At 38.3% G+C, this 13009-nt stretch carries 10 protein-coding genes and 1 riboswitch; of the genes, 8 read left to right on the top strand and 2 right to left on the bottom strand.

From position 1 onward, the window contains the following. Positions 1–249: 249 nt before the first annotated feature. Genes ACN6NE_RS16455 through ACN6NE_RS16465 form a run of 3 tightly spaced genes read left to right on the top strand, consistent with a single transcriptional unit; the run spans position 250 to position 4461 of the window. Complete coding sequence (locus ACN6NE_RS16455) at positions 250–2781, top strand: putative bifunctional diguanylate cyclase/phosphodiesterase (protein ID WP_474325985.1); 2532 nt, start codon at positions 250–252, stop codon at positions 2779–2781. 57 nt (positions 2782–2838) lie between these two features. Further along, the gene (gene folE, locus ACN6NE_RS16460; RefSeq protein ID WP_013055793.1) at positions 2839–3483 is read left to right on the top strand and encodes a GTP cyclohydrolase I FolE; all 645 of its coding nucleotides are present in this window, start codon (positions 2839–2841) and stop codon (positions 3481–3483) included. 48 nt (positions 3484–3531) lie between these two features. Next, positions 3532–4461, top strand: a complete 930-nt coding sequence (locus tag ACN6NE_RS16465; RefSeq protein WP_129706770.1) for an NAD(P)/FAD-dependent oxidoreductase — start codon at positions 3532–3534, stop codon at positions 4459–4461. Positions 4462–4497: 36 nt separating this feature from the next. Here ACN6NE_RS16465 and ACN6NE_RS16470 read toward each other — a convergent pair whose 3' ends face one another. Beyond that, entirely contained in the window at positions 4498–4776 is a 279-nt protein-coding gene (locus tag ACN6NE_RS16470) for a hypothetical protein (RefSeq protein WP_474325987.1), read from the bottom strand. A gap of 206 nt (positions 4777–4982) precedes the next feature. Here ACN6NE_RS16470 and ACN6NE_RS16475 point away from each other — a divergent pair, with 206 nt between their 5' ends. Together ACN6NE_RS16475 and ACN6NE_RS16480 are read left to right on the top strand one after the other, a co-directional pair. Then, the gene (locus ACN6NE_RS16475) at positions 4983–5258 is read left to right on the top strand and encodes a PAS domain-containing protein (RefSeq protein ID WP_474325989.1); all 276 of its coding nucleotides are present in this window, start codon (positions 4983–4985) and stop codon (positions 5256–5258) included. Between the two features lie 26 nt (positions 5259–5284). Beyond that, a complete protein-coding gene (locus ACN6NE_RS16480) occupies positions 5285–7396 on the top strand; it encodes a sensor domain-containing protein (RefSeq protein ID WP_474325991.1) in 2112 nt (703 codons plus the stop codon). Positions 7397–7428: 32 nt separating this feature from the next. Here ACN6NE_RS16480 and ACN6NE_RS16485 read toward each other — a convergent pair whose 3' ends face one another. After that, on the bottom strand, positions 7429–8931 hold the full coding sequence (locus tag ACN6NE_RS16485) for a glycosyltransferase family 2 protein (protein ID WP_474325992.1): 1503 nt from the start codon (positions 8929–8931) through the stop codon (positions 7429–7431). A gap of 23 nt (positions 8932–8954) precedes the next feature. Continuing rightward, a riboswitch (cyclic di-GMP riboswitch) is annotated at positions 8955–9039 on the bottom strand. 1129 nt (positions 9040–10168) lie between these two features. Between ACN6NE_RS16485 and ACN6NE_RS16490 the strand changes: the two genes are divergently transcribed. The 3 genes from ACN6NE_RS16490 to ACN6NE_RS16500 all read left to right on the top strand — a co-directional run bounded on the left by ACN6NE_RS16490 (position 10169) and on the right by ACN6NE_RS16500 (position 12440). Then, positions 10169–10897: a flagellin N-terminal helical domain-containing protein gene (locus ACN6NE_RS16490; protein ID WP_129706776.1), complete on the top strand. Its 729-nt coding sequence runs from the start codon at positions 10169–10171 to the stop codon at positions 10895–10897. A 355-nt stretch (positions 10898–11252) separates the two neighbouring features. Continuing rightward, positions 11253–11354 carry a flagellin gene (locus ACN6NE_RS16495; protein ID WP_274863981.1) on the top strand — a complete coding sequence of 34 codons (102 nt, stop codon included), beginning with the start codon at positions 11253–11255 and terminating at the stop codon, positions 11352–11354. Between the two features lie 558 nt (positions 11355–11912). Further along, positions 11913–12440 carry a hypothetical protein gene (locus tag ACN6NE_RS16500; protein WP_474325994.1) on the top strand — a complete coding sequence of 176 codons (528 nt, stop codon included), beginning with the start codon at positions 11913–11915 and terminating at the stop codon, positions 12438–12440. Positions 12441–13009: the final 569 nt, after the last annotated feature.

Below are 13009 nucleotides of genomic sequence, written 5' to 3' on the forward strand. Positions count from 1 at the left end.
CATTGATATTTTGAAAAAAGCAGTTAAAATATTATAAGAATACAAATTTGTTCTACCCATGTAAATAAAAGTATGTATTTAATATGTTTTATGATTAGTTAAGAATAGAGCCAACCAAAGCGGTTGGTTTTTTGTATGAGTTCATTCTCTTTTTGTGGAAATTGAAGAATAGTATCCGATGAAAACCTAGAGCACATAAGCGGGTTTTAAAACTGTCGGATCAGTTCTTTAAACAGGAGGCCATCACTAGTGTCGATAAAGAAAAAGTTGTCGGTGTTCTTTACTTTGCTGGTATTGTGTATTCTACTAGCTAATAACACTTTGCACTACATTCGATCAAAAAATAGATTAACAGAGTTTAATCAAAAGGAAATCACGCTGGTCACAGAAGAAATTGCGTACGAAGTCGAAAATTCTAAAAATAGTGCTTCCTATATGGAAGATCGGATGGCACAAGAATTACGAACGGCTTCAATTGCGATTCAACAGTCTTTGCCTGCTGATTACCATGACATCAGCAATGACGAGTTAAAACAGTTAGCTAAAAAACTAATGATATCTCATATTACATTATTAGCTCCTGCAGGAGACGATATTATAGGCGTAAAATCTTCTGACCCTAAGGAAATCAATATGTCTACAAAAGAGTGGGGCTATTGGTATACATCTTTTCAGCAGCTGCTTTCTCAGCACCCGGTTACTACCAAAAAAGGATTGACTCTACCTCACTTTTGGAGCGGTCCGATTGAAGTAGCTTCTAGTAACCCTAATCACATTGACAAATGGGGTTATTATTACGACGGGTCTACTAATTATATTATTGATCCTTATTTCCGTGATCGGCACGTGCTGGATTTTGAAAAAAGGTTTGGTCCTACGAACGTGATGAACCGCTTTACAGAAAATCTGGAAGGTGTTCTTGAACTAACCGTTTTTAACCCCAAAAATTTCGGAAAAAGAAATCAAAACGTATACTTAAACGGCAATAAATATATTAAAATAAAAGATCAGCCGATTTGGTACGGAATATACACGTACCGAAATACCGAACGTGATAAAAAGTCTATTCAAAAGGCTTTAAAAACAGGGAAATCACAAAGCTATACTGCCGAAATTAACCATAAAAAAGTACTAAAGACATTGGTGCCGATTAAAGAAAAAAACTCTCCAGCTTACGTAATAGGCGTAGTGTATGACTACGGGCTTATTGAAAAAGAGCTGCAGCAAGAATTAATCAAACATTTACTGTTGTCTCTTCCATTCATTCTTCTTGTTCTTATTATCAGCTTTGTCTTCTCTACATCGATTACGCGGCCAATTAAACATATTATGGAGCACGTAAATCAAATCGCCAAAGGCAATTTCGGCAAGGTGCTGAATACAAGAAGAAAAGATGAGCTGGGAGGACTTGTGGCAAATATAAACCACCTTTCTCACTTTTTAAAAACATATGTAGACGATTTAAAGAAAAGTCAGGAAGAAAGTGAGTATCATGCGTACCACGACTTTTTGACAGGATTGCCGAACAGAAGATATTTTAAAGAAGAATTAAACAGGCGCTTAATTGAGTCGAAGGAAAAGTCCATTCGTCACGTAGCCGTGTTATTTATGGATATAGACCGGTTTAAAGATATTAATGACACGCTAGGGCATTCAAAAGGAGATCAGCTTATACAGCTGATAGCTAACCGTATTAAAGAATGTCTGCCTTCTGCTAACAGCTTTCTTACAAGGCAAGGAGGAGACGAGTTTGTCATTTTATTCAGTGATTTTACACCGGAAGAAGTTGAACGTATCACCGAGAAGATCATTGCGTATGTTCAACAGCCCTGCTACATTGACAACGATGAAGTGTTCGTCAGTATAAGCAGCGGATTAAGCTTTTATCCCGAGCATTCTACGAATTTAGATACGCTTATTACGTATGCGGATGTCGCCATGTATGCTTCAAAAAGACAAGGCGGCAGTAAAGTAAGTATTTATCATGACTCGTTAAATAAAAAACAAGCTGAAAAAGTTCAGATCGAAACGCGCTTGCGAAAAGCGATTCAAAAAGGCGATATTGACGTTTACTATCAGCCGAAGATAGAAGCGAAGCGCAATGTAATAACCGGCGTAGAAGCATTAGTTCGCTGGAATGACGCAGAGCTTGGATTTGTTTCTCCAGAAGCATTTATCCCTATAGCAGAAGAAGCGGGTTTGATTCAGTCTCTATGGGAAGTTGTCATGAAGAAAGCTTGTTCTCAAGTCAGTAGGTGGAACAAGGATCGAAACGAAAAAATGACGCTAGCGGTTAATTTTTCTCCGCGGCAATTTCAAGATCCGATTGTGTTGGTTAATGAAATACAGCAATTTCTTTCGCTCCATAGGTTTGATCCTACATGGTTTGAAATGGAAATTACGGAAAGTACATTGCTTATGAACGCGGAAGAAACGATTAAAGCTTTACATCTGTTAAAGAAATATGGTATATCAATTTCTATCGATGATTTTGGAACCGGATATTCTTCGTTGAGTTATTTGAAAAAATTACCAATCGATTGTTTGAAAATCGACCGGTCTTTTATCCAGGATATTCAAGAAGATTACAGAAACAGTGAAATTGCGCAGGCGATTATCAGCTTATCTCAAAGCTTAAAGCTGCAGGTAATCGCAGAAGGTGTAGAAGAAGAATATCAAAAAGCGTTTTTAATGAAAAATGGCTGTGTTCATATGCAGGGATACTTGTTTAGCAAGCCTCTTGCTGCAAAAGATTTTGAAGCAGCGTTTTTAAATAGCTGAAGCAAAACCATCATTTGAAAATAAACTTACTAAGAAAAGGGAAGAGGACATAAAAAGATGGCACTAAGTACACAAAATTTAATTGCTCAAAAATTTTTAGAAACACTAGGAACGAATTCAACTGAAATAGATAAAAAGATAGGTCAAGCTGACACATTTATGAATGCGGTGAAAGAGCTGATTGATTTATGCGGAGACAATCCGGAAAGAGACGGCCTTGAAGAGACGCCGTACCGCGTGTTAAAGGCATTTTTAGAATACACGGAAGGCTACCGAGAAGATCCGAAAGCTCATTTGGAAAAAACATTTGATGTGAATCACAATGAACTGGTATTAATACGAGATATTGAATTTCACTCAATGTGTGAACATCACTTTGCGCCGTTCTTTGGCGTTGCTCACGTTGGGTATATACCGGATAAAAAAATTACAGGTTTATCTAAAATCGCTCGTACGGTAGAAGGATATGCAAAGAGATTCCAAGTTCAAGAACGTCTAACAAATGAAATTGCAGATGCAATCGAAGAAGTGTTAGAGCCGAAAGGAGTTATGGTGATTATTGAAGCTAAGCATATGTGCATGTGCGGAAGAGGAATTAAAAAGTCTTCAGCTTCTACAGCCACTTCATCCGTTCGAGGAACATTTATGGAAAAACCAGAGGTTCGAGGAGAATTTTTATCTCTTTTACAGCGACAAATGTAAAAAAACAAAAAGCCATATAAGCTGAGAAGCAGAAGCGAGGTGAGCTGTATGCAACATGTTGACGTACTGATTATTGGCGGAGGGCCCGCTGGTATCTCTGCTGCCGTGTGGTGTAAAAGGCTAGGCGTTGAGTGCTTGCTTCTTGAAGCACAAGCCCAGTTAGGCGGACAGCTGCTTACGATTTATAATGAGATTATTGATTATCCCGGAATACAAGCGGAAAATGGAATTGAGATGCAGCGTAAAATGGTTCAGCATTTTATCGATATGGACTGCTTATATGAAGTGAATACAAAAGTAATTTCCATTGACGAACGTTCTAAAACAGTAAAAGTAAAGCAGCAAGAAACAGAAAAGGAATTTGGCTATACGTATCTTATTTTAGCAACGGGCTCTAGTCAGCGAAAGCTTGGAGTGCCTGGTGAGCAGCAAATGATTGACCGAGGAGAAGTATATTCTGCCTCGGCAGACGGGGAACGGCTAAAAGGTAAAACAGTTGCTCTCATTGGCGGAGGAGACCGGGCTTTTGAAGGAGCACATCTTTTAGCATCACAAGCAAAACAAGTATATTTGATTCATCGTTCTACGCATTTTAAAGCAAGAGAGCAATACGTTAAAAAAGTTCTTTCCAACCCCCGTGTTAAAGTCATGACAGATACCGAAGTGACAGCTGTCCACGGAAAGCATTACGTCACATCGATCGATTTAAAGAGTAAAAACACTGAATGCCAGAACCTATCAGTAGACGCAGTGCTGATTAGACTAGGCGTAGCGCCCAATATTGAACTTATTAAAGAAAAAGTCACCACTACACAAAGCGGGCTCATCGTCATCAATGAAGTGCATCAAAGCAGCAACCCATCTATTTATGCAATTGGAGACGCGTGCACAACTCCCTTGTTTTCTAGTATCAGCTCTTCAGCCGGTCAAGGAGCGATTGTAGCCAAGTATGTATCGAGTCTTTTGAAAAAGTCATAATATCAAAAAGCATCTATCAAATCGATAGATGCTTTTTTACGTAACATAGTAGAAAAAACATAGCAGAAGTATGTTCACAGGCAGACAAATCGTTTGGAAAAAAGCAATGTAGTTTTTAGGCGCAGCGCTGATTCTTTTTACTAGAATACACTCGGTAATGAAATTAAAAAGAATAATGATAGAAGCGACCGTTATGTACGCCCAGACGTTCTGCTGAAACAAACGAGTAAAAAGAGGCGAGAAAAGAAGTAGAAAAGTAGCGGTTTGAAAAGAACCTCTAGAAAACAAGTTAAATTTTTTAGCACTTTGAGTCACGCTATCCCTCCTTTATATGTTTTATTTTACCAAACTAAAAAGACTTTAAAAACGTTTTCAGCTATCTTTACCTGAGGTGTTCCTCAATTGGGGAAAGTAGGGTGAAATATATGTCAAATATAGCTTATAATAATATAAAAGAAATAGATAAAAGGAGGCGCCATGAGATTTTGCCGGATAAAAACACGGAGAAGGAGCAGTCGATCATGATCATGAAACATCTTGATCGTTTGAATACGCAGCTTTTAAAAGAATACAGTGAAGGTATTTTTTTTATCAACTGTGAAGGCGATATCATGTTTAGCAACGAAGCAGCCTTCAAGCTAACGGGAAACGAGCATAAAGAAAAAAGCCAGCAGCTGACAGCTCTTATACATACGTCGAAACAACAGCGGGCACAAGATTTCTTTCAACGTGCTTTACAAGGGGAAAAAGTTCAGTTTTCGACGACGATTAATCACAACACAAAACTATTATCGTAATTGAGCAAGTAGCAGGAGTCTACGCCGTGTGCCGAGATGATTCAAAAGAACAAGAGCGCTCTAATCACATTTCTAAATTAGAAACGCATTTAAAAATGGAGCAAAAGCTTGCGAATGTAGGAAGCTGGTATTACGATGTGCGGGAAGATAAAAGCTATTGGTCGCCTCAGCTGTATAATATTTGCGGATTAAATCCTAATCAGCACTTTACTCCTTCTTTAAAGAACGTTCTTCAATTCGTCAATCGCTGTGACCAAAAAAGATTAGGAAAAGCCGTTATGGAGGCACTTTCGACGGGAGGAAGCTACACAATTGAATATACAATGCTGCGGCCAAACGGTGAAGAACGTACGGTATTTGAACAAGCGGATGCGGTAGCAGATGACCAGGGAAACATCGTACAGCTGATTGGCGTTGTGCACGATATTACCGAATCGAAAGTAAGTACGAATGAATTAAAGCAAAAAGAACAGCAGTTTCAAACGATTTACAACAATTTGGATGCTGGAATATGGTCCGTTGATGTACAGCGTAATAAAATGATTGTATGTTCAAACGGTGTTAGCAACATTTACGGAGAAGATGCGGCTAAATTTTTAGGAAATAGAGATCTGTGGGAAAGCTTTATTCACCCAGAAGATAAACCAGCTGTGGCAAAAGGGCAGCATCAATTACAAAAAGGAAAAACAATTCGTCAGCAGTATCGAATCTACACAAAAACAGGTGAGATGAAATGGGTAAAAGATCGGTGCATTCCCACGCTTGACGAAAATGGCAAGCTGGTGCGTATAGATGGCATTATTGAAGATATTACTGCAGAAAAAAAGTATATGGATCAAGTTGAATATCTTGCGACTCATGATCATGTGATGAACTTACCGAATCGGAGAAAGTTTGAAAAGAAATTAAAAAACTTCATTCGACAGATGAGAAAAGATGGAGATTCATTAGCGGTCTTTTATCTAGGACTGGATCGTTTTAAACATATTAATGATACATTAGGCCACGACGTAGGCGACCGTTTGCTGCAGCGCATCGCTAAACGATTGAAAAAATTCGTAACCCCAAATGTAATACTAGCTAGAGTAGGAGAAGACGAGCTTGCGATTTGTTTTTCATCTCTTGAACACATAAATGAATGTCCAAATCTAGCTGCTGCTCTTTTACAAGAAATCGAAAAAGAAATTACCATTGACGACTTTTCTCTTTACGTCACAGCCAGTATAGGAATCAGCATCTACCCGCATGACGGTGAAGATGCAAAGATGCTACTAACGAATGCTAACCTTGCTATGCGGCGTGCAAAAGAAGTCGGACGAAGCGACTGGCAGCTGTACTCTCCGTTAATGGACAGCGAGACGTATAAAAGCTACCACCTGGAAAAAGGACTGCGCAACGCACTTCTTCAAGATGAATTTTTTATTGAATATCAGCCAATGGTTCATACAAACAGCAGAGAGATTGATAGTATCGAAGCGTTAATTCGCTGGAATCATCCGGAATGGGGACGCGTATCACCGGAAGACTTTATTCCATTAGCAGAAGAAACTCATTTAATTATTGAACTCGGCGACTGGGTAATCCAGCATGTGTGCAAGCAACTGCAGCAGTGGAAGAATCAAGGATTACAAACCGTGCCCGTTTCGATTAACGTCTCGTCTAAACATTTGCTGAAACGCGGATTTGTAGAGCACGTTCAACAAACGTTAGCTCATTACAACATCGATCCTTCATTCATTGAATTTGAAGTGACGGAAAGCTCCATTATTCAGTATGAAGAACACGTAAAAAAAGTCATGGATGAATTAAAGAAAATTGGCGTAACGTTTGCTTTAGATGATTTTGGCACCGGCTTTTCTTCGTTATCACATTTAAAAGACTTCGAATTTAACACACTCAAAATCGATAAAACATTTATTCAACACGCGACTGATAAAGGAAAGCAGCAGGCCATTACAAAAAGCATTTTGTACTTAGCTCATGCTCTTAACATGAAAGTGATTGCAGAAGGCGTTGAAACAAAAGAGCAGCTCGCCTTTTTACAAAGACACGAATGTTCCTTTATTCAAGGCTATATTGTCAGTCAGCCGGCTGCTCATCAAAAAATCGCAGAATATTTAAAGAGGCGATTTCTATAAAAAAGTGATGTCTTAACGAGACATCACTTTTTTTACGCTTGAATAGGTTTTCGAAGCGTCCAAATTTGGTAAAACATATAAAGAGACTGATAGATGGTCAAATACGTCAGCAAGATCCAGCCGTTCATTAAGTACGGATAAATGGCTTGCTGTACAGAAGGGCTCGTTAAGTAGTCACGGAAATAAATGCATAGTACCACAATCATTCCTGTAAATGCAAAGCCCGTTAAAATCCCTTGCCCTAATTTACTGTGCGTTTTCCCGTTTTCTGCGTTGTATTGATTTGCCCAGCCGTCTTTTTTATTAGCGGCAAGTCTCTCTAGCCATACTTGACTAAACGTAATTAAATTCACCCACAGATAAATCTCCGGACTAATCAAAAGACCGGCCAGTATCACATCAATCGGCCTGTGCATCGGCGTTTTGACAGCGAGCATAATATTTAACACAGAAGCTAACGCAATTGGAATCACCCAAAGCCAAGACCAGTAAAATTGATCGGTCGCAAGCGCAGCCGATAACAATAAAATAAACAGCAGGCGAATAAGTAAATCACATAGTGTCTTGATCTGTGAACGCCACAGCTTTCCTTTATGCTTGGTTCTCACGTCCAAGTTTCCGTTTGTCAGTAAATCAACGGTTCCAGACTTCCATTTATTACGCTGTTCACGGTACGTATGATAGCTTCTCATCGAGTCCACGAAGCAGCGAGCGCCTGGACTGATTAACGTTTTCCAATTGGACTTTTGCAGCTGCCACGTCAGCAGCATATCCTCAACGTCGCTGTCATTTTGCCAAGGACCGTCAAGCTTATTTTCTTCCACTATATTTTGAAGCGCTTCAGGGCGAAACAGCGTAGCCTGACCGCCGAGTACGTACGTGCTTCCGCCGTGATACTGAAGATCTAACAGCCAGCTCGCCATATCCTGCTTTTGCTGGTGTGTCCACCACCTGGCTACCGGTCCGCCGTACTCGCTGCTTGCGAGCTTTTCCTCGTAATGGACATCATCTTTTGAAAGCGAGCTTTTCTTTTTAGGCATTCTCATCGTATATTTTGCCATCACGCCGCCGATGTTTCGCGACGTCATTAAATCTTCCCATAAATTAATAAGTGCTTTTGGAGCTAAGCGGCTGTCTGCATCCATCCCTAAAATCGCTTTAATCGACTCTTTATACAGCTGCTGATATTTCGTCAGCGTCGTATTATATAAATCTAGCGTATCTCCATATATCTTTTTCCAAACCGTATTTAACGCGCCGACTTTTCGTTGTTTATTGCCTTCAGTGACAAGTACTTTTACATTTAAGTCAAATTCATCTCCAGCCAGCTCCGCTTTTTCTTTTGTGCGGTCCGTACAGTTATCTGCAATCACAAATACATCGAGCTCCACATTATTCGGAAGAAGCTGATCGCCTAAACCTGCCAAGCAGTCACGAATTGATTTTTCTTCATTGTGCGCCGGAATAAAAGCCACGATGCGCGGCCTCATATACGAAGCTCCAATACTTCCAGTAACGACACGCTGATTGTTCATGTTTTCCTTTACCTCCTGATGTATCAGGAAACCCAGCCGTCCTAGTCCTATGACCTTAGACCTGAGGTTTTGCGTCCCAGCCTTTCGACTGGTTTGCCTTTGACTGAACAAGTTAAGTTCACTACTCTTCGTTCCGTTTAAAGAACAAAATACCTAAAATAATACTATATAACGAATGTATTTTTTAGATTTTACCATAAAAATAGGTTGAATTACCCTAAAAAAGATTCGACAAATTTCGATGATTACTTGCGCTTACAAAGTAGATACATAGTAAATTGCTCTCGAAAGAAACGCTTTCCAACGGGCTTTTTAATCGCTACTTCAGAAAATAAATAGCAGGAGATGAAGAAAAAGGAATAGAAGCAAAGGGTAGCAAATTAACTGCTGATGATACTGGTGAAGATACCCAAACCATGCCAGAAGATATAACGAAAGCAGAGCGTTTAGAAAGAGGAATTCTATTATATAGTTAAGGCTCAAAGGTTGAACATGCTACTTATAAAATAACGCAAGAAAGTAAAAACAAGATAGGGATAAAATTTCAGCAAGAGTCACGATTAAAACGTTTGTGAAGATTTGGTAAGCGTAGACCTTTTCGGCATCCAGTTTTCCGTTAAAGATAAAAAATCAGGAGAAGATCAGCTTCTTATGGAAGACGAGCACAAATTTAAACAAGTGCCACCAGGCTATTTACTCAGGTTTGTCATTCATTTTTTTATTAAAAACCTTCCTAAAAACGCCAACTATTTCTATCTATATATGGATAGCACTATTGCCCTTTACTGAAGAAACATATTGGTAGCTTGACAGGTTGTCAGATAGTAAACAGTAAAGGTAAATGTTGTTTAAAGAAGCGATTGTCTGTGGATGGTTTATCATGCAAGAGGGCCTATACTTTAGGCGTTGATGATACATACCTTGTCTAGAATGTAAGATAAGACTAGTTTATAGTTAACAAAAATGTGAGAGGTTTTTAAAAGAGAAGGAGTAAATGATTTTTTAAAAAGTATTCAAATAGAGTCTATCTCTAGCAACAGCATCAATAAAATTCTAAAAAAATAAAAATAGAGTGTAAACAACTTACCCCCAATGTCGATATATAGTATGAACATATTTCCTAGAGGTATATGTTTGATTACTGTCATTCCTCACTTAATTAATTATTAAGTGAGGGGCTTCTTGAATACAAGGATGTAACCAAGAAGTAAAACCAATTATATGGAGGTAAAGGAAAATGAGAATTAATCACAATATTACGGCGTTGAATACGTATCGTCAATTTAACAATGCAAACAATGCACAATCAAAATCAATGGAGAAGTTATCTTCTGGACTTCGTATTAACAGTGCGGCGGATGATGCTGCAGGTCTTGCAATTTCGGAAAAAATGAGAGGGCAGGTTCGTGGGTTGGATATGGCTTCTAAGAATGCGCAAGATGGCATTTCTATGCTTCAAACAGCAGAGGGTGGACTTAACGAAGTTCATGATATACTTCAACGTCAACGTGAACTAGCAGTTCAAGCTTCAAGTGATACAAATGTAGCAGCGGATCGTACAGCTTTAAAAGACGAATTTGATCAACTGTCTGCTGAAATTGGGCGTATTAAAGATAACACAACGTTCAATACAAAAAAATTATTAGATGGTTCAGATACAGATGGTAAGATTCAGGTTGGAGCAGATGCAGATCAGACAATCGTCGTTGATTTTACAACTACTGGACTAAATCTTTCCGATGCTCATACTGCAGTATCTGCGCTTGATATCTCAACACAAACTGGTGCTAACGATGCTATCACAGCTGTTCAATCTCAAATCGAGTCTGTATCTTCAGGTCGTTCTTATCTAGGCGCGCTTCAAAATCGTTTAGATCATACAATTAATAACTTAAATAATGCTTCAGAAAATTTAACTGCAGCAGAATCTCGTGTTCGTGACGTAGATTATGCTTTAGCTGCATAGCCAGTGACAAGCACAGTCGTCCTAGCTGGTAACGGCTAGCGATTATAATTGGGTGAATTGCTGGAAACCCCTTAGAGCTTTTCTTACCACAACGTAGTTGAAAACGACAAGCGTGATGGTGTGAAAAAAGAAAAGATTGGGCAATCAGCAGCCAAGCTCCTGTCTCGAAAGAGTGGAGAAGGTTCAACGACTAGGATAGACCATCTAAAAGCCAAGCTCAAGATGATGAAATCCGTAGGTAAAACAATGTTCATCAGCATTGTGAATCCGAAGTGCCCGACCCCTACTGATATAATAGGGTGAAGATATAGTCTGGTCATTTATGAAAGTAAATGTTCGCACGATGGCGAAAGAAATGATGGAACAAACGAAGAATTCAATTCTGTCTCAAGCATCACAAGCAATGTTGGCTCAATCTAATCAGATGCCTCAAGGAGTATTACAACTTTTGAGATAATGATTAAAGGGCGTCTAGCTTAGTAACGAGCTAGAGTATAACTGGGTGAATTGCTGGAACTTCCTAAAGCTTTATCAACCACAACGGAACTGCAAACGGTAAGCGTGATGGTTTGAAAATGATGAAGATAAAACAATGGATAATCAGCAGCCAAGCTTCTGTGAGGAAACTCTGGAGAAGGTTCAACGACTAGAGAATACGGTCTAAGGTAAAAACTATGACTATGAATCTCGTAGGGCAGTGAAAACTGTTCGAAGTGCCCAGCTCCATGAAAAACATGGATGAAGATATAGTCTATTCTGTAATCGAAAGATACAGTCGCAAAGCAAGCGAACCAACAACCACAAGGAGTATTACAACTTCTTCGTTAATTTTAAATTATTTAGAAAAGGTCCTAGCTATTTTGCTGGGGCCTATTTTTTTAGAACTTTTTTGAGCGACAACGCTGGAATAGCTTGAAAAAAAGGTGTTTTATCCGTTTGTATTTCTAAATATTGAAAAAATATAAAATTTAAATTAAAATAGAACAAATGTTTCTATTTGAGGGTGGTGAGATAAATGAATGCAGAAAACCGGTTGAGAGAGCTAATTCCGTACAATGAACTGTGTATGATAGTAGGCAAGTTATTAGGTGATGGAAATATTTCTATTGAAAAAGGACGCCAGCCTAGGTTTCGATTTAGCCATTGCTTAAAAGATAAAGAGTGGGTCTTTTGGTGTTATGAGCAATTAAAAGATCGTGTTGAATTGTCATTTCCTAAGTATAGAAAGGTTATAGATCAACGATTAAAAGCTGGATACAGCGAAAGCTACTACACACAATCGAAAGTAGGAGAAATCAGTACGCTACTAAGAGAAGTTTGGTATCCCAAAGGCAAAAAAGTTTTACCACTGGAATTTGTAAACGCTCATTTTTCACCATTAACTTTGGCATGGTGGTATCAAGATGATGGTTCTTTAACAATTAGTAATTCTACTATCAGGAAGATTATTCTTTCTACAAATAGCTTTAGTAACCAAGAAAATAAAAAGTTAATTGAAATTCTTTTTACAAATTTACATCTTTCATTTTCTTTAGATAGCTAAAACAGACTAGTGATATATGACCAAAAGCAAATTCTCTACTTTCTCAGCTTAGTTAGAGAGTTTATTCATCCATGTATGTCTCGAAAGATTAATATACCTAAAAATAAACCACCATCGTTTCAATTAAATCAAAGAACGACTATTACTCTACCGCTGACTATTCCTGTAACTTTACCTACAAAAGATTTACGACACATCCTTAGTTATTTACCTGAACTTTTATCTCAATTGCAAAATAGGGTTATTTATCACCACTTTTTTAAACACCAATTCTTCATTGATAATACTGATTGTAAGAGAAAGAGTTATCAAATCCAATTAGAACAAAATGAGTTGCGCCTATTATACGAATGCAGGCAATTTACAGGCCTAACTATGAATCAATTAACAGAACTATGCTATAGGTTGCAGAGAAATAAAGGAGGTAATTTAATATGGGAACGAAAGATATCGTATCAAATTCCCACTAAAAACCAAGATAGTTAAGACATTTAACAAATATAAAGAGCTGTTTTTAGTAAAAAAACCTTACTCACAAGTGGAGTAAGGTTCAGGTTTTTATTAAGAAA

The organism is Priestia sp. 53B2 (assembly GCF_056099005.1).